The sequence below is a fragment of the Pseudomonas sp. NMI760_13 genome (genome assembly GCF_021283245.1).
Classification (GTDB): Bacteria; Pseudomonadota; Gammaproteobacteria; order Pseudomonadales; family Pseudomonadaceae; genus Aquipseudomonas; species Aquipseudomonas peradeniyensis.
This window is the reverse complement of the sequence record NZ_JAJSRC010000027.1, coordinates 30,372-50,955: the sequence shown is the minus strand read 5'-3', so window position 1 is coordinate 50,955 and position 20,584 is coordinate 30,372. Positions and strand designations below refer to the sequence as shown.

18 protein-coding genes are annotated in these 20,584 nt (G+C 66.0%); 6 read left to right on the top strand and 12 right to left on the bottom strand.

Annotated features, from left to right (window positions below; genetic code table 11):
* Window positions 1–13 precede the first annotated feature (13 nt).
* On the top strand, window positions 14–400 hold the full coding sequence (locus LU671_RS22815) for a VOC family protein (RefSeq protein WP_232856966.1): 387 nt from the start codon (window positions 14–16) through the stop codon (window positions 398–400).
* Here LU671_RS22815 and LU671_RS22810 read toward each other — a convergent pair whose 3' ends face one another.
* The 7 genes from LU671_RS22810 to LU671_RS22780 are packed head-to-tail and all read right to left on the bottom strand — an operon-like array spanning window position 401 to window position 6,689.
* Complete coding sequence (locus tag LU671_RS22810) at window positions 401–1,774, bottom strand: sensor histidine kinase (RefSeq protein WP_232856964.1); 1,374 nt, start codon at window positions 1,772–1,774, stop codon at window positions 401–403.
* On the bottom strand, window positions 1,771–2,433 hold the full coding sequence (locus LU671_RS22805) for a response regulator (protein WP_203646354.1): 663 nt from the start codon (window positions 2,431–2,433) through the stop codon (window positions 1,771–1,773). The genes LU671_RS22810 and LU671_RS22805 overlap by 4 nt, the downstream gene beginning before the upstream one ends.
* Window positions 2,434–2,435: 2 nt before the next feature.
* Window positions 2,436–3,077: a tetratricopeptide repeat protein gene (locus LU671_RS22800; protein WP_232856962.1), complete on the bottom strand. Its 642-nt coding sequence runs from the start codon at window positions 3,075–3,077 to the stop codon at window positions 2,436–2,438.
* Window positions 3,074–3,880: an SDR family oxidoreductase gene (locus LU671_RS22795; protein WP_198742919.1), complete on the bottom strand. Its 807-nt coding sequence runs from the start codon at window positions 3,878–3,880 to the stop codon at window positions 3,074–3,076. The genes LU671_RS22800 and LU671_RS22795 overlap by 4 nt, the downstream gene beginning before the upstream one ends.
* Window positions 3,867–4,547, bottom strand: a complete 681-nt coding sequence (locus LU671_RS22790; RefSeq protein ID WP_232856961.1) for a TenA family transcriptional regulator — start codon at window positions 4,545–4,547, stop codon at window positions 3,867–3,869. The genes LU671_RS22795 and LU671_RS22790 overlap by 14 nt, the downstream gene beginning before the upstream one ends.
* An 8-nt stretch (window positions 4,548–4,555) precedes the next feature.
* Window positions 4,556–6,022: an AMP-binding protein gene (locus tag LU671_RS22785; protein ID WP_232856960.1), complete on the bottom strand. Its 1,467-nt coding sequence runs from the start codon at window positions 6,020–6,022 to the stop codon at window positions 4,556–4,558.
* Window positions 6,012–6,689, bottom strand: coding sequence for a thermostable hemolysin (locus LU671_RS22780; protein WP_232856959.1), 678 nt, complete (start codon window positions 6,687–6,689; stop codon window positions 6,012–6,014). Before LU671_RS22780 ends, LU671_RS22785 begins: the two co-directional genes overlap by 11 nt.
* A 146-nt stretch (window positions 6,690–6,835) precedes the next feature.
* Between LU671_RS22780 and LU671_RS22775 the strand changes: the two genes are divergently transcribed.
* Window positions 6,836–7,405, top strand: a complete 570-nt coding sequence (locus LU671_RS22775; RefSeq protein ID WP_232856958.1) for a hypothetical protein — start codon at window positions 6,836–6,838, stop codon at window positions 7,403–7,405.
* 60 nt (window positions 7,406–7,465) lie between these two features.
* Here the strand turns inward: LU671_RS22775 and LU671_RS22770 are convergent, their stop codons facing one another.
* Window positions 7,466–9,145 (bottom strand): MFS transporter, encoded by a 1,680-nt coding sequence (locus tag LU671_RS22770; RefSeq protein WP_232856957.1) that lies wholly within the window; start codon window positions 9,143–9,145, stop codon window positions 7,466–7,468.
* Window positions 9,146–9,348: 203 nt separating this feature from the next.
* Here LU671_RS22770 and LU671_RS22765 point away from each other — a divergent pair, with 203 nt between their 5' ends.
* Window positions 9,349–10,035: a helix-turn-helix domain-containing protein gene (locus LU671_RS22765; RefSeq protein WP_203646339.1), complete on the top strand. Its 687-nt coding sequence runs from the start codon at window positions 9,349–9,351 to the stop codon at window positions 10,033–10,035.
* Here the strand turns inward: LU671_RS22765 and LU671_RS22760 are convergent.
* Entirely contained in the window at window positions 10,018–10,911 is an 894-nt protein-coding gene (locus LU671_RS22760; protein ID WP_232856956.1) for a sterol desaturase family protein, read from the bottom strand. The genes LU671_RS22765 and LU671_RS22760 overlap by 18 nt on opposite strands.
* Before the next feature lie 213 nt (window positions 10,912–11,124).
* Entirely contained in the window at window positions 11,125–11,952 is an 828-nt protein-coding gene (locus LU671_RS22755) for a DNA-binding protein (protein ID WP_203646335.1), read from the bottom strand.
* A gap of 297 nt (window positions 11,953–12,249) precedes the next feature.
* Here LU671_RS22755 and LU671_RS22750 point away from each other — a divergent pair, with 297 nt between their 5' ends.
* Window positions 12,250–13,038 (top strand): formate/nitrite transporter family protein, encoded by a 789-nt coding sequence (locus tag LU671_RS22750; RefSeq protein WP_232856955.1) that lies wholly within the window; start codon window positions 12,250–12,252, stop codon window positions 13,036–13,038.
* 6 nt (window positions 13,039–13,044) lie between these two features.
* Here LU671_RS22750 and pdxR read toward each other — a convergent pair whose 3' ends face one another.
* Window positions 13,045–14,535, bottom strand: a complete 1,491-nt coding sequence (gene pdxR / locus LU671_RS22745) for a MocR-like pyridoxine biosynthesis transcription factor PdxR (RefSeq protein ID WP_232856953.1) — start codon at window positions 14,533–14,535, stop codon at window positions 13,045–13,047.
* Here pdxR and LU671_RS22740 point away from each other — a divergent pair, their 5' ends adjacent.
* Both LU671_RS22740 and LU671_RS22735 read left to right on the top strand, forming a co-directional pair.
* Complete coding sequence (locus LU671_RS22740) at window positions 14,536–16,263, top strand: NAD(P)H dependent flavin oxidoreductase family protein (RefSeq protein WP_232856952.1); 1,728 nt, start codon at window positions 14,536–14,538, stop codon at window positions 16,261–16,263. It abuts the gene before it with no gap.
* Window positions 16,264–16,385: 122 nt separating this feature from the next.
* Window positions 16,386–18,632: a TonB-dependent receptor gene (locus tag LU671_RS22735; RefSeq protein ID WP_232856951.1), complete on the top strand. Its 2,247-nt coding sequence runs from the start codon at window positions 16,386–16,388 to the stop codon at window positions 18,630–18,632.
* A 2-nt stretch (window positions 18,633–18,634) separates the two neighbouring features.
* On the opposite strand, the gene LU671_RS22730 is transcribed toward LU671_RS22735, so the two are convergent.
* Entirely contained in the window at window positions 18,635–20,344 is a 1,710-nt protein-coding gene (locus tag LU671_RS22730) for a sulfatase-like hydrolase/transferase (protein WP_232856950.1), read from the bottom strand.
* Between the last annotated feature and the right edge of the window lie 240 nt (window positions 20,345–20,584).

The following is a 20,584-nucleotide window of genomic DNA, read 5'->3' as shown; positions in this document are numbered from 1 at the left end:
CAGAGGGATACACATGAAGATCGTGGTCACCAGCATCCTCGTCGACGATCAGGCCAGGGCCCATGCCTTCTACCACCATGTCCTGGGTTTCGAACCCAAGCACGACATCCCCATGGGCAAGCACCGCTGGCTCACCCTCACCTCCCCCAACGACCCCAACGGCGTCGAGCTGCTGCTCGAACCTGACGCCCACCCTGCGGCGAAGACCTACAAGGCCGCGCTCAAGCAGGCCGGCATTCCCGCCACCTCGTTCGGCGTGCGCGATATCCAGGCCGAGTATGAGCGGCTGTGCAAGGCCGGCGTGAAGTTCACCCAGCCGCCCACGGCCATGGACGCTGTCACCGTGGCCGTGTTCGACGACACCTGCGGCAACCTGATCCAGATCGCCCAGCGGCATTGATCAGCCCTGCTTCACCGGAAAACGCAGCGTGGCGCAAAGGCCCCGTGGCGAGCCATTGCGCAACTGCACGCTAGCGTCCAGGCGCTGGACGATGGTGCGCACGATCGACAGTCCCAGGCCGGCGCCATTGGGCGCATCCTTGCTGTAGAAGCGTTCGAACACGCGCTCAAGATCCGCCGCCTCGATACCCGGCCCTTCGTCCTCGATCGCCAGGACCAACGCATGGTCCTCGCAGCGCAGCGTGACACGTACCCGTCCACCCGGCGGCGAATGGTCCACCGCATTGGTCACCAGGTTCTGCAAGGCAATGCCCAATGCGCCGGCATCGCTGTACAAGCGGTAATCAGCACCCTCGGCAATGTCCAGGGATGGCTCCTGGCCGCGCTCGAGCATCCAGGGTGTCAGCTGCGCCAAGGTCTCGACGACCAGCGCGGCCAGGTCGAGCTCGGCCCAGTCGCGCTGCGCCAGACGCGGCTCGAGCCGCGCCAGGGTCAGCAGCTGGTTGACCACCCGGGTCAGGCGATCGACGCCGCCGATCAGGAATCCCAGGGCCTTGTCGCGCTCGGCCGCGCTGGTGGCGGCCTGGGCGTTCTGCGCATGCAGGCGCAGGATCGCCAGTGGCGTGCGCATTTCGTGGGCGGCGTCGGCAATGAACCGGTGCTCGCGGCGCAGCAGTTCGTCGATCTGCGCCAATAACCGGTTGATCGCCGCCTGCATGGGCTCCAGCTCCTTGGGCAGCGGCACCAACTGCAGGGGCTCAAGGGACTCGGCATGTCGCCCGCGGATCACCCGGGCCATGTTCTGCAGCGGCTGCAGGCCCCAGCCGATCGCGGCCCAGACCAGCAGGGCCAGGGCCAGGCTGCCGAGCAGGAACGGCATCAGGGTATGGCGCACGATACGGTCGATGAGGTCGTAGCGCACGTCATTGCGCTCCCCTACCCAGATCAGCCAGCGCTTCTCCGGCACCGGCAGCACGAAGCCGCGCCAACGCTGACCCTGCACCTGCATGTCGGCAAACCCCGGCGTGCTCGGTGGCGTGGTGAATGCAGGCGCACTGGGCGTGTGCACCAGCAGGTTGGCGCGGTCGTCCCAGACCTGGAAGGCCAGCTTGCTCTCATACGGGTGGCCGACCCGATGGCGCCCCGCCTTGCTCAAGGCCTCATCGAATGCCTGGTACAGCGCCTGGCGGTTCTGCTCCTGCACCGGCAGGCTCATGACCCCTTGCAGCAGGCGTGCGTTCTGCGCCAGGTGGGCGTCGTAGACTTCGGTGATCTCATGACGGCTGTCGTGGTAGTTGTACAGCGCCAGCAGGCCACTGCCGACCAGCAGCAACAGCATGACCCGCCATAGGGTTCGCTGGCGCAGCGAACTCATGCACGCCCCTCCACCAGGTAGCCGATGCCACGCACGGTGCGGATCAGGCCATTGAACAGCTTCTTGCGCAACTGGTAGATGTTGACCTCCAGGGTATTGCTCTCGGGCTCTTCATCCCAGCCGTAGAGCAACCGGGTCAGGCGCTCGCGGGTGAAGACCTTGCCCGGCTGGGCGAGCAGTTCGTGCAGCAGCAGGTACTCCTTGGGCGTGAGCACCACCGGCTGGCCCTTGTAGCGCACCTGCTGGGTGGCCGGGTCGAGGCTGACGCCGGCATGTTCGATCAGCACCCTGGCGCGGCCGGCGCTGCGCCGCAGCAAGGCGCGCAGACGGGCCTTGAGTTCGTTGAGATCGAAGGGTTTGACCAGGTAGTCGTCGGCGCCGGCATCGAGCCCGGCGATACGGTCCTCGAGCGCGTCGCGAGCCGTGAGGATCAGCACCGGCATGGTGTTTTCGGTGGCCCGCAGTCGTCGCAGCAGCTCGAGTCCGTCCAGCCGCGGCAGGCCCAGGTCCAGGACCAGCAGGTCGAAGGTCTCGACGCCCAGGGCGTGCAGCGCGCTCTGGCCATCCTGCAGCCAGTCGAGGGTATAGCCCTCCAGGCGCAAGCCATCGCAGATCCCCTCGCCAAGGGCGGGGTCGTCTTCAACCAGCAGCAGGCGCATGCTCAGTCCTGTTTGTCCCTGATGGCCTTGAGTAAAGCATCGATTTCCCCGCGCCGACCCTCGTCGGCCAGTTCGCGCCCCGGACGTGGCGCGGCGCGCAGCGCCTTGTCCAGGGCGGCGCGGGCCTCGGCGTAGCGGTTCTGCCGGTACAGGTGGTCGGCCCAGAAGTAGTTGCTGTCGATACCGTCGGGGTTGATCGCCAATGCCTGGCGCAGCATGGCTTCGGCCTTGTCCTTGTCGCCGAACCCCAAAGGCCAGCCCGGCACCCGGTCGTACAATGCGCCGAGGCTGGTGTAGGCCGAGCCTTGCAGGGCCTTGGGGTCCATCGCCAAGGCCTTCTCCAGGCTGGCGCGGGCGGCCTTGACCTTGCCCAGTGCGCCGAGCCCACCCGTGGCACCGGCCCAGCTGCTGTCGACGATACCTTCCCAGATCAGCGGCTGCGCCGAGCCCGGGTACTGACGAACCAAAGCCGCCGCGTCCGCCGCCAGGGCCTCGAAGGCTTTGCTGCGCTGCGCCTCGGGCAGTTTGTACTGGATCTGCGCCCAGCGCTGCTGCACCTCGTTCAGACGTTGGCTGCCGGCCTGGTCCAGAGCCCAGACAACCGGCGAGAAGGCCAGCACACCGGCCAGTAACAGACGTTTCATTTGCCTGACTCCTTGCCCGAGTGGGCGCTGTAGCGACGAATCAGCGGCAGTTGTTTGCGCAGGGCACGATCGACCAGCCCGGGCAACATGCCGTTCAAACGCACGAAGAGTTTTTCCGGCCAGCCCAGGTACAACTCGCTGCGGTCGGCCTGGACCGCGGCAAGCACGGCCCGGGCCACATCCCCCGGCTGATCCACGCCGACCTTCAACGCCTGGTTGAGCGCCGTCGCGGCACTGCTGTTCATCGCCGTGCGCGTTGCCCGTGGCGCGGCGTACAGCACGTTCACCGAGGTGTCGGCCAATTCGCGGCGCAAGGCCTCGGAGAAGCCGCGCAGGGCGAACTTGCTGGCACAGTAGGCGGCATAGCCGGGGTAGCCGATCGAGCCGTAGGTGGAGCCGACGTTGACCACCAGCGCCCGAGGCTGCAGGCGCAGCAATGGCAGGCAGCCACGGGTGAGCTGCACCGCGGCCTTGAGGTTGATGTCCAGCAGTTCGTCGAGGGCGGCTTCGTCGAGCTGGTCGAGCAAGGCGAAGCGGTTGATCCCGGCGGCATTGATCAGCACATTGACCCCGTCCATGGCCCGGGCGGCGCTCAGTACCGCCTGGCGACCCTCGGCGCCGCGCAGGTCGGCCGCCTGCCAGCGCAACTGTTGCGGGTAGCGGTTCATCAACTGCGCCAGCCTGCCCATGTGCCGGCTCACCGCCAGTACCCGCGCACCGGCGGCGCACAGCTGTTCGGCCAGTTCCAGGCCGATGCCGCCACTGGCACCGGTCAGCACCACCACGCATTCAGGCAAGCGCATGGCGCACCTCGGTCTGGCCGGCCCGCGGCAAGCCCTGGAACATTTCGGTGTACAGTCGGTACACCACCTTGGCGGCGTGGATCACCGCCTGCTGGTCGTCGCTGTCCTCCAGGCGGTCCATGAGGCCGCGATACGTCAGCATGTGGTCCTGGTCGAGGGCGCCATGGGAGCTGAGGTAGCTGAACGCCTTGTCCGGCAGTCCCAGGCTACCCTGGATCCTGCCGGCGGCCTGGGTGGCCAGGGCGATGCTGGTCCCTTCGAGCACATTGACCATGCCGAACAGCCCTACCGGATTGCCCCGGGCAATCAGGTCGTAAAGGTAGGCCACCATCAGTTCGATCGGCAGTGCCGGCCGGCCGTCACGGGCAGTGGCCGGGTCGGCGCCGCAAGCGGCGATGTCGTCGAGGATCCAGCGCTCATGGCCGTACTCCTCCTCGATGTACTCGCACACCGCGCCGCGCAGCCATTCCAGGCGCGACGGCAACCGCGCGCCGCAGGCCATCATCAGCGGCACGGTATGGCGAACATGGTGGTAGGCCTGGGTCAGGAAAGCCACGTAGCCCTCAAGGCTGACCACCCCGCCCAAGGCATCGCGGATAACCGGGACGCTGAACAAGGCTTCACGCTCCCTCGCAGTCTGCGCTTGCAGGATTTCGAAAAAGGACATGGCGTACCTCACGGATGCTGAAGGTCGGACAACAGTGATTGGTAATGCCGCAGGATCACGTCGCGGCGCGGACGGCCATTGGCGGTCAGGGTGCCCGCCTCGGCGCTGAAAGGTTCGGGCAGGCGTCGCCAGGCATGCACCCGGGCGTAATCCGGCAGGCCGTCATTGCACTGGCGGAGCGCCGTCGCGATCTGCCCATCACTGGCCTGCGGGTCCAGGGGCCAGAGCAGGGCCAGGTTGCCCGGCAGGCCCTCGCCGTGCACGAAGGCCTGGCCAATCACCCCACCCTGGGTCAGTTCGGCCTCGACCCATTCCGGGTTGACGTTGCGGCCGAAGCTGGTGATGAACTGGTTCTTCTTGCGCCCGGCCAGGTGCAGGTAGCCGTCACGGTCCAGCTGGCCGAGGTCGCCGGTCGGCCACCACTGGCCGGTGAACGCAGGCTCGCCCAGATAGCCGAGCAGCGCCGTACCCGCCACCAGCACCTCGCCATCCTCGGCGATGCGCACCTGCACATGGGGCAGCGGTCGTCCGACGCTGCCCGGGCGCAGCGCCCCGGGCCGGTTCAGGCACACCACCGATGCGCACTCGGACAACCCGTACCCCTCGTACACCGGCAACCCCACCGCCGCGGCGCGCGACAACAGGCTGTCGGCCACCCGGGCGCCACCCACGGCAACAAAACGCAGCGGACCGACCCGCATCGCCCCCCGTTCGATAGCCGTGACCAACCCCAGCAGCAGCTGCGGAACCAGGATCAGGCTCTCGGCACCGCTCAGGGCGATGGCCCCGAGCAGACGGCTGAAATCCACCTGGCTGGCGCCGCCAATGCCCAGCTGTGCCTGTGGGTAGAGCACTACGCTGGCGCCTGCCAGAAGCGCCGCGTACACCCCCAGGTTCTCCAGCAGCACCGCCAGCGGCAGCACCGCCAGGTATTTGCCCGGCGCCGCCGCGCGGCTGGCGACCTCCAGTTCGTGGGCCACCCTGACCAGGGCCGTCGCGCCCAGGCACACGCCCTTGGGCGCCCCGGTGCTGCCGGAGGTGTAGGTAATCTTGGCGGTGCCGTCCGGCAGGGGCGGCGACGCGACGCTGTCCCGGCTCCAGAATCGCGCGTCCCGGGTGAATCCGCAGTCGCTCAGTTCCGCCGCCAGGCCGGCATCGGCCAGAACCCGTGTCACGCCACCTTGCACCAGGCAGTGGCGTCGCTGGGCCGCACTGAAGAAGCCCGGAAGCAGCAGGCACGGACGCTCGGCCATCAGTGCCGCCAGATCCCACAGCAGGGCTTGCGGGCCGTTTTCCAGGGCCAGGGCGAAGGTACCGGGCGGTTGTTCGCGCAGCCAGCCCGCCCGCTGCCGAACCTCGCACAGCAGTTGCTCATAAGTGAAACTTTCGCCAGCGCCCTGTACCGCTGGCTGGGCACCGCGGTGTCGGCCATGGACCTGCAGCGTTTCGAAAAAGCTCTGGATGTCATGCGGCATGACCGGCCTCCTGGCGGATCGTCGGCAGGCCCAGCCGCTCGAACACGCCGGCATGGGCCAATGCCGCATGGCCCTGGTCGATGCTGCCGACGAACACCTGCGGGTGATGTGCGTAATAACTGCCCCAAGCGCCGGAGTCATCGTCGATACGCCGGGGGTCGGCTTGAGCAACTACCGTAGGTTCCAGGCCCAGTCGGCGAAAGCTGTTGAGCAACGTCGCCGCACCGGTGAAGGCCACCCAGCTCAGACCGCGGGCAGCCAGCAACCAGGTCACGGCGATGATCATGATCCGCGCGCTGCCGGCACTGAGTGCGGCCAGGTTGCCCACCTCCACCAGCTGCTCGCGGGGCACCGGGCTCCCCGCCACACCCGCCACGGCGCGTTCCAGCGGCATATCGAGGTAGCGCTCCAGAAACAGCGGCGCAGCGGCGGCCAGGCGCAGGCCGGCGGCGGCCATCAGTCGGCCATGGCGGTCCTGCAGGCCCAGCAGCTGCGGCAAGTAGTGATGGACATCGGCATGGTGGACACAGGCGAAGCGTGCGTGGATGAACTGCTCTATGGCAGCGCGACCGGATGTTTCCGGGTCGTGCAGCGTGAGCCGCGCCTGGTGGGGCGCATGGTTGCCAATAGGCAAGGGGAACAGGCTGTTCCAGGTCGGCTCGGTCATGACAGGCCCCCGCAGGTTACAGTGCAGGCAGTATCGGCGGCGAATCTGAAGGCAGCCTGAAGTGACCCACTCGATAGGTGATGGCGGGCCTTGCCAGGACTGCTACATTGCTGACTTCTCCGGCGCAGCCAGAACAAGGACTACCCATGCGCTACGAATTCAGCGAAGTGCTCAACGACCTGATCGACTATTTCCTGCTTGGTGATATCCAGTTGCTCGAACAGTTCAAGGAAGACCACGACCTGCCCGACGACCTCGCCCGCGCCTTCACCCGCACCGACAGCGGCGACCTGGCGGTGGCGCAAGGGGTGATCCTGCCGCTGGCCGGAATCGATAACCTGCCTTATCGCATCCTGTTCACCCTCGACGAGCGCACGCCGGCACTGCTGGAGCCCGGCAGCCGTCTCAAGCATCGTCGTGCGGGGTATGTGCTGCGGGTCGAGAACCGTGCGCTGATACTGTTCACCTGGCGCGTCCTGCAGCACTTCACCAACAAGACCCTGGGCGACCTGCTGGCGCGCTACCAGGAGCCGGGGCGGCCGATCATCGAGCTGGACAACGGCTGGTACGTGGTGGAGGTACTGGCGGGCGCCGTGGTGCGCGACGGGTTGTACGAACCGGCGATCGAGTTCGTGCTGAAGAGAACCTATGCCAAACCGCAGATGGCGGCGGTGGATGTCGGGTACCGATTTACCTTGCGTGGGTACTTCGACTGATCAACCGTCATCGCGGGGCAAGCCCGCTCCCACGAGCGTGTGGAGCGGGCTTGCGGGCGGTCAGGTGTGGTTGATGTCGCGATCCTTGGTTTCCGGCAGGAAGAAGATCCCCAGCACCGCAGTCATCACCGCGATCACGATCGGGTACCACAGCCCGTAGTAGATGTCCCCGGTCGCCGCGACCATGGCAAAGGCCACCGTCGGCAGGAAGCCGCCGAACCAGCCGTTGCCGATGTGGTATGGCAGCGACATGGAGGTATAGCGGATCCGCGCCGGGAACAGCTCCACCAGCCAGGCAGCGATCGGGCCGTAGACCATGGTCACGTAGATCACCAGGATGCTCAGCAGCAGCAACACCATCGGGTAGTGGATCTTCGCCGGATCGGCCTTCTCGGGGTAGCCGGCTTCCTTGAGAGCCGCCGTCAAGGTGGCGGTGAAGGCATCGCCCTGGATCTTCAGGTCCGCCGCAGCCAGGCTGCTGCCCTCGAAGCTCGGGATCACCCGCTCACCGATGCGGATCTGCGCCACGCTGCCAGGCTCGGCTTTCTCGTTCTCGTAGGGGATTGCCCGTTTGGCCAGCAGGCTCTTGGCGATGTCGCAGGAGCTGGTGAACCGGGCCTTGCCCACCGGATCGAACTGGAACGCGCACTGCCCGGGGTCGGCCACCACTACCACCGGGTTCTGCTCCTGGGCGACGAACACGTCCGGGTTGCCGTACTCGGTCAGTGCCTTGAAGATCGGGAAGTAGGTCAGCGCGGCGATGATGCAGCCGGCCATGATGATCTTCTTGCGCCCGATGCGGTCGGACAGGCTGCCGAAGACGATGAAGAACGGCGTGCCGATCAGCAGCGAACCGGCAATCAGCAGGTTGGCGGTCTGCGGGTCGATCTTCAGCGTCTGCAGCAGGAAGAACAACGCATAGAACTGCCCGGTGTACCACACCACCGCCTGCCCGGCGGTGCCGCCGAGCAGCGCCATGATCACCACCTTGAGGTTGTCCCAACGGGCGAACGACTCGGTCAGCGGCGCCTTCGACGCCTTGCCTTCGGCCTTCATCTTCATGAATACCGGCGACTCGTTGAGCTGCAGGCGGATGTACACCGAGATCGCCAGCAACAGGATCGACAGCAGGAATGGTATGCGCCAGCCCCAGGCCTCGAACGCCTCGGTACCCATGGCGGTACGACAGGCCAGGATCACCAGCAGCGAGAGGAACAGGCCAAGGGTGGCGGTGGTCTGGATCCATGCGGTGAAGAAGCCGCGCTTGCCCTTGGGCGCATGTTCCGCCACATAGGTGGCGGCGCCGCCGTACTCGCCGCCCAGCGCCAGCCCCTGCAGCAGGCGCAGGCTGATGAGGATCACCGGCGCGGCCACGCCGATGGTCGCGTAGCTGGGCAGCAGCCCCACCACCGCCGTGGATATACCCATGATCACGATGGTGATGAGGAAGGTGTACTTGCGCCCGATCATGTCGCCCAGGCGCCCGAACACGATGGCGCCGAATGGCCGCACGGCAAAGCCGGCGGCGAAGGCGAGCAAGGCGAAGATGAACGAGGTGGTCTCGTTGACCCCGGCGAAGAAGTGCTTGGCGATGATCGCCGCCAGTGATCCGTAGAGGTAGAAGTCGTACCATTCGAACACGGTGCCCAAGGACGAGGCGAAGATGACTTTGCGCTCCTCCCGGGTGATGCCACGTTGGGGCGCGCTACTGCCCGTGGATGCGCTGTCTAGGACCGCCATGGGTCGCCTCCGTCTGGTTGTGGTAGACCGGAGTGCTCCAGCAGATCCCAAAGCACGCACCCAGGCCCAAGGGCATTGCAGGCTGCGCGAAGCACGACGAGGCATCGGCCTCGGATCGCGGCAAGTCACCTCAAGCATAATCGGCCTTTGAACGATATCCACTCGCATGAGTGTTTATGGGCCAATTTGGATAGGAAGCAGGGATGAACGAACGACAGGACGGCGCTTGGCGAGGTCGACTCTGGCTGGCCGATGACCATTGCCTGCTGTTCGGCACGCCGGGCCGTACCAGTGCACACGCCCACTATGCCCACCAGGTGCTGCTGCCCCTCGAGGGCAAGGTATGCGTTGAGATCGCGGGCGAGCAGCGCAGCGGCAGGTTGCTGGCCATCGGGTCGCTGCAGCCCCACGCCATCCTCGCTCATCAGCCGCCTTGCATCACTCTGTTCGCCGAACCTCTGGCGTTTTCCCTGGAGACCTTGCTCGACGTCTGCCAACAGGCACCCCGTAGCATCCCCGGTCTGGCCCAAGCACTGCGTCTGACACCGCGCCGTTCGCTGGACCCTCGCCTGAACCGGGCACTGGCGCGGATCCGTGCGCTGGACGACCAGCGTCTGCCTGCCACGGCGCTGGCGCAGGAGGCCGCGCTGTCGATCAGCCAGCTGGAACGCTTGTTCAGCGACAGCCTCGGCCTGTCGGTACGACGCCTGGTGCTGTGGCAGCGTCTGCGCCAAGCCCTGCGCCAAGCCCTGACCGGCGCCTCCCTGACCGAAGCAGCCATGGCCGCGGGCTTTGCCGACTCGGCGCACCTTTCACGCAGCCTGCGTCAGCAGTTCGGTATCCGCGCCAGCGAGGCCCTGCGCCACCTGCGCTCAGACTCGCTGGTCTAGGGCCTGGCGCAGGCCGCGTGGCAGTGGTGCCGGCGGCTGCGCCGTGGCTGCCGGGCGAAACGGCTCACGCAGCTGTGCCAGGTATGCTTGCGGGTAGTCCGGGCGATCACCAATGCCCATGTCGTCATCGGCCAGCCCATAACCAGGCAGATGCAGCGCGGTCCCCAGCAGGCGATCCCACAGCGGGAAGAACAGGGCGAAATTGACGTCACCCAGCGTGCCGTACTTCAGATGGTGCAGCCGGTGCACGGGCGCCCAGGCGAACAGATGGCGCAGGCCGCCGATGCGCATGTCGACATTGCTGTGCTGCAGCAGCAACTGCACCGAGATGCTGAAGGCCAGCAGCGCCGCGATATCCTGCGGCAAGCCCAGCAACAGCAACGGCAGTACACCGCCGAGGGCCTCGGCCAGTTGGTGCAGCGGGTGCTTCATCAGGCCGTTGAAGCCGTACAGCCGGGTCACGCTGTGATGCACCGCGTGCAGGCGCCAGAGCAGCGCGCTGCGGTGGCTGGCGTAGTGCACCAGGGTGATGCCCAGGTCGGCCAGGGGTATGGCAAGCAGCAATTGCCACAGCACCGGCCAGTGGCTGGGCCACAGCCCGCTGGCCGGCAGCCAGCCGGCGAACAGTGGAATCGTGGCGATGCTGGCGACATTCAGGGTTTCGTTGACCAGCGCGTGCAAGCCATCGCGCCCGACCTCCCCGTCAGCCTCGCTCCAGGCAGGCTTGTACGGATACAGCGCTTCGCAGGTGAACGACAGCAGGATGGCCACGCCGAGCAGGGGCAGCAGCCAGAGAATGTCGGCGCCGAGGTTGATCAGGTAGACGGCTGTGCCGATGAAACCGAGGAAGAAGCATGGGGCATAGAGGATGCGCATGGAAGGCTCCGGTCATGGATGGAGCCGCGAGTGTTGCCTGGTGCCTGAACGTGACGCTTGAACGAACGGCGCATTTCCTGCCTCAGGCCTGCACACGTCCCTGTAGGAGCGGCCTTGTGCCGCGAAAGGGCCGCAAAGCGGCCCCGGCGATCTTTGCATCGACGCTGAAATCCTGGGGCCGCTACGCAGCCCTTTCGCGGCACAAGGCCGCTCCTACAGGGGACCGTCGATCGCGCCTTGGATTCGTGCCGCCAACTGACGACGCATCTCGTCATTGGCGCCCTGGGCCTGGGCCAGTATCGCCCGCAACCCTTGCACCTGGGCGTCACGCTGCTGCAATTGCTCGTCCAGCAACCTGCTCTGTGCCGTCGCCTGGCGCTGCTCGGCCAGCAGGCGCTCATTGTCGCGGTGCAGGCGGGTCAGCTCATCCTGGCGGGCGATGGCGCCCTGCTGCAGGGTCTGCAACTGGCCCTGCAACTGGCGCACCTGGGTCTCGCTCCGGCGTTGCTCCTGCTGGCGCTGTTCGAGGCTGGCGCGCAGTTGCTCGTCCTTGTCGGCCAGGCGCGCCTGCAGTTCGCCCTGGGACTGGCTCAGACCGGCACTGCGCAATTGTTCGGCCTGCAGGTTGGCCTGGCTGGCGGCCAGGCGTTCGGACTCGACGTGCAGCGCACCACTCAAGGTCTCGACCTGGCGCAGCGCGCCGGCCAGTTCGCGCTGGACCCGTTGCAGCTCAGCCTGCATCGCCGCGCAATGGGCCTGTGCGGCAGCCTCGGCGGCATCGATGCGTGCCTGCCCTTCCTCCTGCAATTGCGCGGCCAGTCGCTCGACCATCCGCCCCAGCGGTTCGCTCAGCGCCGTACTGTTGCCCAGCAGCGACACAGGCTGGCGATCGAGTTCCTTCAGGTAGCGGTGGATGGTGGTCTTCGACCCGGTGTTGCCCAATTCGATACGTATCGCATCGATACTCGGATTCTCACCCCGGGCCATCAGCGCCTGCCGCGCTTGCTGAACAGCTGCCTTGTCGATGCCTATGCGGGCCATTGCTCACTCCACCATTACATACCATGGCATGTACCATGTAATTTGCTGAATACTGCACGTCCCGCGCCGCCTTTTCAAGCGCGTCGGTTGCAGGTCGTCCATTACGGTCGCTTTGATATAGTACAGCCCGCTTGAACACCCGCCCTTCATAGATGATATCTATCACCTCATCCAGCCTATCGATTTGACCGCGTCAAATTGCCTCAGCTAACGTGCCGCCCGCTTCGAAACCTTCCCCGCTGCTGCCAAACCCCGATCCACGGCCTGAGCCGTCGTCCTTGCGTTCGAGTTGTTGAAATGTCTGTGAATACCCCCTCCCGGATCACCGAGCTGGTCATAGAAGCCGGCACCCGTAAAGCCCATCTACCCACCCGCGCCACCCTGATCCTCGGTTTCCTGGCCGGGGCGTTCATCTCCCTGGGTTTCCTGTTGGCGATCCACGTCAGCACCATGATCCCCACACCATGGGCCTCGTTCGGCACCCTGCTGGGCGCCGCGGTGTTTCCCATCGGCCTGATCCTGGTGATCCTGGCCGGGGGCGAACTGCTTACCGGCAACATGATGAGCCTGCCCCTGGCGATGTTCGCCGGACGTATCCGCCTGTGGGCGGTGGCGCGCAACTGGGCCCTGGCGACCCTGGCCAACCTGCTGGGCGCGCTGTTCGTCGCCTACTGCTTCGGCCATCTGCTCGGACTGACCGAGGGACCGTACCTGGGCAAGACCCTGGCGGGCGCCACCAGCAAGGTCAGCGCCGATTTCCTGCATGCCTTCGTCTCCGGCATCGGCTGCAACTGGCTGGTGTGCCTGGCCGTGTGGCTGTCCTACGCCAGCCGTGAGATGAGCGGCAAGATCCTCGGCATCTGGTTCCCGATCATGGCCTTCGTCGCCATCGGCTTCCAGCACGTGGTGGCCAACATGTTCCTGATCCCGGCGGCGATCTTTGCCGGCTACCTGAGCTGGGGGCAGTTGCTGGAAAACCTGGCGGCGGTGTTCCTGGGCAATGCCGTGGGCGGAGCGATCTTCGTCGGCCTGGCCTACTACGTCTCGTTCGGCGCCCCGGCGCAGGAACAGGGCGCGCTGCAGTAGCAGGCTTCAGTCAGCCACGGCCCTCGCGGCCTGGGCCAGACGCTGCACGGCCTGGCGGATCTCGTCCGGATCCAGCGAGGCGAACCCCAGGCGCAGGGCATTCTCGGGTTGGCCGGCGGGTGAAAACTGCCGGCCGGCACGCACCACCAGGTCCAGTCGCAGCGCCTCGACCGCCAGCCGATCCACATTGATCGACGGGGCAAACCTCACCCACAGCGCCAACCCGCCTTCCGGCACCTGCACTGCGATACGCTCGCCAAAGGCCTCCCGCAGGCAAGCCAGCAACATATCCCGGCGCTGCCGGTATTCCCTGGATACCCGCCGCAGATGCTTCCTGAGCTCACCAGCCTCGATCAGGTCGGCGAGCATCCGCTGCATCACCGCATCACCCTGCCCCAGGCTCAGCGCCGCGGTGCGGCTCAGCGTCTCGACCACCGCCGGCGGCGCGACGATGAAGCTGCAACGGAAGGTGCTGCCCAGCGACTTGGACAACGAGCCGACATAGATCACATGGCGCTGCAGGGGATCACTGGCCAGCGGCAGGTAGGGCCGCCCGGCAAAGTGGTACTCGTGGTCGTAGTCCTCCTCGATCACGCAGAAGTCATGGCGCCGCGCCAATTCCAGCAACTGCCGCCGGCGACCGGCGCGCAGACTGACGGTGGTAGGAAACTGGTGGTGGGGCGTGACATACAGAAAGCGCACAGGATGCAGCCGGCACAGCGCTTCGATCTGCTCGACGCGACACCCCTCCTCGTCCAGGTCCACGGTCTCCAGCCGGGCACCCAGCTGGCGAAAGATCTCCCAGGCCGGCGGATAGCTCAGCCGCTCCACCAGCACCACGTCACCGGGCCTGAGCAACACGCTGGCGGCCAGGTACAGCGACATCTGCGTGCCCTGGGTGAGGCAGATGTGCTCGGCCCCCACGTTCAGCCCGCGCTCCTGGCGCAGCATGTCCGCCAGCACCCGGCGCAGGTGATGGCCGCTGCCGTCGCTGCCATGGCGCACGGTATTGGTGGCGAAGCTGTGACGCAGGGCCTTGCGGTAGTAACGGTGCAGGACCGCCTGGGGCAACAGGCGATGGTCACAGGCGCCATTGTCGAAGAACAGTGCCCCGGGGCGCTGGTGCCACGCCGTTGCCTGCTCGCTCGCCGCGAAATACGCAGTGGCAGGCGCATCGCGCAATTTCGGAGCGAATGGCTGCGCCACCTGGCGCGCCGGCGTCGCCTGCGCGGCGAGCTGCTGGCTGACGAAGGTTCCCCGGCGCGGCACGCTGTACAGCCAGCCCTTGGTCGCCGCTTCCTCGTAGGCAAGGATCACCGTCTTGCGATTGACGTCGAGCAGTTGCGCCATGTCCCGGGTACCCGGCAAGGGGGTTCCGGGAAGCAGGCGGCCATCGCTGATCGCGCTGACCAGTCCTTCGACGATCTTTCGATAGGAGGCCTGCGGCTCGCCCCCGTCCAGGTTGAGCAACGGCCGCCATTTGCGTAACTGGACCATGTGAATTATCCAAAACTGGAGGTTTTCCTGGTCCAAGTCTACCGCAACAATCACCGCTCCCACTGCCGCGAGGTCGCCATGCCCAACCACCATGTCATTGAATTGTCGCCCTCGGGCAGAACCTTCGAGGCCGGCGACGAGCTGCTGCTCGACGCCATGCTCGCCAGTGGCCTTGCCGTGCCCTTCTCGTGCCGTCGAGGCGCCTGCGGCTCGTGCAAGGTCAAGGTGGTCGCCGGCCAGTATCGCGACAGGCAGCGCGACGCGGATACGCCCGCGCCCTCCTATCCCCTGGCCGCCGACGAACTGCTGCTGTGCCAGAGCCACGCTTGCGGCGACATGCGCCTGGCGATTCCTGGCTGGTCACTGGACACGCCGACGCTGGCCTTCAGCGCGCGGGTACTGGACAAGCGCTCCCTGAGCGTCGATATCACCGAACTGGTGCTGCAACCCGAACAGCCCGTCGAGGTACGTGCCGGCCAGTACCTCAGGTTCCGCCTCGATAACGGCGACAGCCGCTGCTTCTCCATCGCCAACCTGCCGGCGCAGGATCAGGGACGGATGCTGTTTCATATCCGCAAGGTCGCTGGCGGCCTGTTTTCCGAGCACCTGCTGCCATCACTCGGCATAGGCGACGTGCTGAACCTCGAAGGCCCGGTGGGGGCCTGCACCTGGCAACATGAAGATGAACGCCCCGTTGTACTGTTCGCCACCGGAACCGGCTATGCCGGCATCAAGCCTCTGCTGCTGATGGCCCTGGCACGCGATGCCGAGGTCACGCTGTATTGGGGCGGCGCCTCGCCGGCCGATTTCTACGACCGTGCGTTCCTCGACCAGTGCAGCCAGGCGCACCCTCGGTTTCGCTGGCATTCGGTTCTGGCCACCCAGGCCCGCGTGCAGCAGGTGGCGCTGGCCCAGGCGCATCGCTGGGCCGATACCCAGGTCTACGCCTGTGGCAACGCCACGATGATCCAGCAGGTCCGCGAGCAATGCCTTGGCGCAGGTGTGCAGGCCCATCGCTTCATCGCCGAGGCCTTCGTGCCCAGCGGCGCAGCGCTGCCGCCGACCGCACTGGACCCGCAACTGGAGAAAGTCGGCCCGCGCTACTCGCTGGACGGCATGCTCGCCGCCCGCGAACAGACGGTACGGGCCCTGGCCGCCATCGCCAGCCAGCTGGAAGTCGGCATGACCACCGCCCAGGCCTTGGCCATGGCCGAGCGCACCTTGCGGGCCATGGGCGCCTCGCACACCTGGCACCCGACCTACATCCGCTTCGGCGACGACACCGTGCGCACGCCGCGCCAGGGCATCGACCCGCAGCGCAGGCTGCGCGCCAGCGATATCGCCGTGGTCGATCTCGGCCCGGTATGGGACGGCTACGAGGGCGATTATGGCGATACCTTCGTGTTCGGCGACCATCCCCTGCACCGGGCCTGCGTCGAAGCGCTGCACGCCGTGTTCGACGAGACGCGCCTGGCCTGGCGCCGCGGACTGACCGGGCGCGAGCTGTACAACGTCGCCGAGCGCAGTGCCCAGGCCAAGGGCTGGTGTCTGGAGCGCAACCTGGCCGGGCATCGCATCGCCGACTTCCCCCATGTCCTGTACGGGCAGGAGAAGCTGGCCGACCTGCAGATCGTGCCGGGGGAGATGGTCTGGGTGCTGGAAATCCAGCTGTGCCATCCCAGCGAACCGGTCGGGGCGTTCTTCGAGGATATCCTCATCGCCAGTTGACCCTGCCGGGCTGATCGTCAGCTGCACTGCTGGATGTTAATGATTTGCATTGAGGTTTTCCCGTAGTGGTTCGGAAAGCCTAGTGAATGCCTCACTCACTTGCGAATCGAAAGGAATCCAGCATGTCGCAACAGCGTGTCAGCCCGGCGCAGCAGCCGGCTGTGCCCCACTTCGACCTCAATCGCACCTTCGCCGCCGTGCACATGGCCTTGTTGCTCGGCCTGGGCGGTGCCTCCATGAGCGTGACCGCGGCGCAGACCGTGGAACGGGCCGAGGAAGTGGAAAAATCCCGCCAAGACCAGGCCAGCGGCAGCCTCGAGCTGACCGAGACCCGGGTCGAAGGCGACCTCGACGCCCCGAGCGCACTGCCCCCCGCCTACGCCGGCGGCCAGGTGGCCTCGGGTGGCCGGGTCGGCCTGCTGGGCAACAAGGATTTCATGGAGACGCCGTTCAGCACCATCAGCTACACCGACCAGTACATCCAGGACACCCAGGCCCAGACCGTCACCGACGTGATCGCCGCGACCGACCCCGCGGTGTTCAGTAATGGCCTGAAGGGCACCTACAGCGAGAACTACTCGATCCGCGGCTTCAACTCCAACATCAGCGATGTGAGCATCGGTGGCCTGTACGGCATGGCGCCCTACTACCGGATCTCGCCGGAGATGTACGAGCGCATCGAGGTGCTCAAAGGCCCGTCCGCCCTGCTCAACGGCATGCCGCCGGGCGGCTCGGTGGCCGGCAGCATCAACCTGGTGCCCAAGCGCGCCGGCGCCGAATCGCTGACCCGAATCACCACCACCTACATGTCCGACGCGCAGTTCGGCGGGCACCTCGACGTCGGCCGCCGCTTCGGCGAGCAGCAGCAGTTCGGCGTGCGCTTCAACAGTGTCTATCGCGACGGCGACACCGCGACCGACCATCAGCGCATGAAGGCCGAGCTCAACGCCCTGGGCCTCGACTGGCGCGGCGAGCGGGCGCGCCTGTCCGCCGACCTGTACGAAAGCGAGGACCGGGTCAGGGGCCAGAACCGCGGCATCGGCCTGGCCGCAGGCGTGCCAGTGCCCCGGCCGCCGAAGTCCGAGACCTTGCTCAACCCGGACTGGGGCTTCGTCCAGACCCGCGACAAGGGCGTGATCGTGCGCGGCGAGTACGACCTCAACGACAACCTCATGGCCTATGCCGCGGCCGGCACCAGCAAGACCGACTATGCCTACAGTGGCACCATGCTCGCCGAGGTGTTCAACACCGCTGGAGACATGGAGACGAACATGGGCCAGTTGAAGATCGACCTCAAGAAGACTTCGGGCGAGGCCGGCCTGCGCGGCCATTTCGACACGTTCGGTGTCGGTCACCAATGGTCGCTCAACGCCACGCACTACTCGGACAAGCAGCACGATTATGGCCGACGCAACGTCCCGGGGGCCGAGTGGGTCAACAACATCTACCACCCAGTCTGGGGACCGGAGGCCGCCAGGAGCTACCCGGCCATCGCCCACACCGAGTCGCGCCTGAGCAGCTACGGCCTGGCCGACACCCTGTCGTTCCTCGACGAGCGTCTTCAACTCACCTTGGGCGTGCGTCGCCAGCAGGTGCTGACCGACAGTTTCGACGTCAGCAACGGCGCGCATACCACGCGCTACAACGAGAGCGCCACGACCCCAGCGGCGGCAGTGCTGGTCAAGGTCACCGACGAGGTGTCGCTGTACGCCAACTACATCGAGGGCCTGAGCAAGGGTGCCATCGCCCCGATTACCGCGCCCAACGCCGGCCAAGTGTTCGCCCCCTACAAGTCCAAGCAGAAGGAAGTCGGCATCAAGCTCGACCTTGGCGACTTCGCCCACACCCTGAGCCTGTACCAGATCGAACGCCCCAGCAGCTTCACCGATCCGGTGACCAAGGTGTTCTCCTTCGGTGGTGAACAGCGTAACCGCGGGCTCGAGTGGAGCTTCTTCGGCACCCCGCTGACCGATGTGCGCCTGATGGGCGGCGTGGCGCGCCTCGACCCCAAGGTGACCAAGGCCGAGAACCCCGCCGAGGAAGGCAAGACCGCCACCGGCCAGCCGAAATTGCAAGGCAAGCTGGGCGTGGAGTGGGACACCCCACTGCTCGATGGCCTGACCCTGACCGCCAACGCCACCGCCGTGTCGAAGCAGTACATCAGCGACGACAACAGCCAGTCGATTCCTGGCTACACGATATATGACGTCGGTGCCCGCTACCGGCTGCAGGTGGCCGACCACCCGGTGACCTTGCGCGGCACGGTGGAGAACGTGACCAACAAGGCCTACTGGGGCATGCCGTTGCTCACCAGCCTGGGGCTGGGTGCGCCGCGTACGGTACAGCTGTCTGCCAGCATCGATTTCTGACCTCAGTCCGCCTTGCCTACCGGCATCGGTTGCCCCGCCAGGACACTGGCGGGCGTGACCACCTGCCCCAGGTCGATGTGACGGAAATCCGGCTTGGCCCCCAGCCGCGCATTGAAACGCACGTTGAAGGTGAACGGGTCGTCGGTCGGCATGTCCAGCGAACGGCCGTAGCGCGCGCTCACGGCCGTGCCGTCATAACCCATCAGTTTGAGCAGCGTGGGGAACAGGTTGTAATGGCTGGAAGCGTTGCGATTGGCCTGCAGATGGGCCTGCCAGTCCAGCGTGCGCAGGCCCTCGCCCTGGATCACCACCAATGGCACCAGGCCCTCTTCCGGCACAGGATCGCTGTCGCAATGGGTGTTCAGGCCAGGATTGCCGCGCTCATGCAGGTCCTGGCCATGGTCGGAGGTATAGAGCACCACGGCCTGGCTGAGATCACCCTCGGCGAACAGCCGGCGAAAGAATTCGCCGACATTCCACAGCACGGTGTTCTGGTAGGCGTTGCGATACAACACCCAGTCCTGCGGACGGCCATCGAATCCATCGCGGGTGCCGGTGTCGGCGATATCGACGTAACGCCCCCGAGGCAAGGCGGGCTGGTACTTGAGGAAGTCATCCGGATACTTGTCATGCACCGGGAAGTGGGCGCCGACCTTGTTCACCACGATCAGCTGCGGCCTGCCGTCCTTGAGCAACGCCACCAGCCGCTCCAGCGCCGCCATGTCGCGCTGCACCACGGGGGTGTCGTCGAACTGGATGAACTGGTCGATATCACGCTTTTCGGTCTCGGTCATCAGGTTCTGCAGGTTGCCGCCGGTGCGCTGGCCATCGATATACACCGTTCCCAGGCCCGCGCGTTTGGCGTACTGCCAGATCGACGGCTGGGTCGAGTTGATGCGCAGGTAATCGGTGCGGGTTCCGCCATAGCGCAGGGTGACGTTGGTGTCGGCACTGCAGTTGGCGATGGACGCGGCATAGCCGAAGTTGACGATTGACACGCCGGACTGGGCCTGGCCCAGGTGGCTGGTGACCCCGGCCGGGGTGTTCAGGTCCAGGTAGTTGCCCGAGATGCTCTCGTCGATCAGCAGCACGATATCCCGCGCCATCGCCGGCCCCGCCTGGGCCAGGGTCACTGGCTGGCGCGGCCCGACATGGTCGTGCAGGGTCTCGTAGCCGAACAGGCTGAGGTAGGCCAGCGGCGTGTACATCACCGGCAGCCCGCGGGCGCCCTCGCCGGCGCGCACGAACAGGATGGCGATCAGCGCCAGCAGACCCAGCACCGGCGCCACGGGTGGCAACAGCCACGGTAGCCGAGGGGTCGGCCCCGGGCGCAAGCCAAGACCAAACAGCAGCAACAGCGCCCGTGCCGCGGCCAGGGTAATAGCGTAGTGATATTGCTGCAGGGCCTCCTGAACGAAACCGCCGGCATAGACCATGGACACGAATGCGCTATAGGTCAGGTAGGAGTCGGTGATGCGGTTATAAGCGTCGAGAAAGATCGCACTGACCGTGAACGCCAGCGCCAGCGACCAGCGCAGCCAGCCGGGGCGGCTGAACGCGGCCAGCAGCAGGGCCAGAGCCAATACAGCGAACACCCCCAGGTACAGCACCAGTGGCAGGCCAATACCCAGGGCTTCTATGCGCTCGCGGTAATAGGCATGAAAGCTGGCCAGATAGACCAGCAACAGCAAAAGCTTGATCCATCCGCGCATGTTTCGGCCACTCCGGTCATGGGAATCTCCTCAAACCGTAGCAGTTGTGAAACAAACCACAACGCAAAAAAGTCAAAATTCCGACGACATACCGACACCAGAATCTGGCACCTGCCGCAAGTTGTTGTTGATTCTCCCTATCGTCTGCAACCCGCTTATTTCGGTGCGTCCAACCGTTCATCGGTTCGTCGAACGGCCAATTGCCACTAGCTATGCGCGCTAACACACGGATTGGAAACA